1 protein-coding gene is annotated in these 550 nt (G+C 32.5%); it reads left to right on the top strand.

Features of this window, described 5'->3' with window-relative positions; genetic code table 11:
• The coding region (locus ACP5QL_RS09265) for an Eco57I restriction-modification methylase domain-containing protein (protein WP_428127314.1) at positions 1 to 550 on the top strand (550 nt) is incomplete at both ends.

The raw sequence follows: 550 nt of genomic DNA, 5'->3' as shown, positions 1-550 counted from the left end.
CTATCTTTAATAGTAGACGAAGAAGATCTAACCCAGATAAAACCTTTGCCAAACCTGGATTACAAGCTTGTAGCAGGCGATTCACTGTCATGTATTCAACAAGACTTATTTAAAAGTTTTGATACTTTAGAGCAGTTGGAAGACGAATACCATACAACAACTAATTTAGATAGAAAAAGAGAATTAAAAAGAAAAATTGATCAAGAAATCAAAGAGCTTACAAATGGTCACAAAGAATTTGATTTCGTAGTTTACTTCTCAAAAGTAATGCGCAGTGGTGGCTTTGATATAGTGATTGGAAATCCACCGTATATACAGCTGCAAAAGAATGCTGGCTTACTTGCAAAAAAGTATAAAAAATTTAATTACGAAGTGTTTAACAGCATGGGGGATATATACACTCTTTTTTATGAAAAAGGCATAAATCTACTAAAAGAGGGTGGTCATCTTTGTTTTATAACATCAAACAAGTGGATGAGAGCAGGTTATGGAGAAAAGTTAAGAGAGTTTTTTATAAAGCACAATCCTAAGATTTTAATCGATTTAGGAC

The organism is Dictyoglomus sp., from assembly GCF_049968615.1.
Taxonomy (GTDB): domain Bacteria; phylum Dictyoglomota; class Dictyoglomia; order Dictyoglomales; family Dictyoglomaceae; genus Dictyoglomus; species Dictyoglomus turgidum.
Note: the sequence above shows the minus strand (reverse complement) of the source record. Positions and strands in the feature narration are given on the sequence as shown.